The sequence below is a fragment of the Acinetobacter sp. 1207_04 genome (assembly GCF_052850415.1).
On sequence record NZ_VXCQ01000052.1, the window covers coordinates 1 to 240 of the forward strand.

At 45.8% G+C, this 240-nt stretch carries 1 protein-coding gene; it reads left to right on the forward strand.

Features of this window, described 5'->3' with window-relative positions; translation table 11 throughout:
* Window positions 1-240: Ig-like domain-containing protein (locus tag FW754_RS16435; protein WP_446325267.1), on the forward strand; the 240-nt coding region annotated here is incomplete at both ends.

A 240-nucleotide genomic window follows, 5' to 3' on the forward strand; every position in this document is an offset into this window, starting at 1 on the left:
GCCCGATCACAGGTGAAACAGAGCCAGGTGCAGAGGTTATTGTTAAACTCCCAGATGGTACAACTGTTACGACTGTTGCAGACTCGAAAGGGCATTGGGAAGTCCCCGCAAATCCTGATTTAAAAGATGGTGATGTAGTCGAAGTAATTGCGAAAGATCCTGCGGGCAATGAAGGTACAGCACAAGAAGAAGTTGATGGCAAAGCACCAATTATTGATATAGATCCAATCAAGCCAGGTG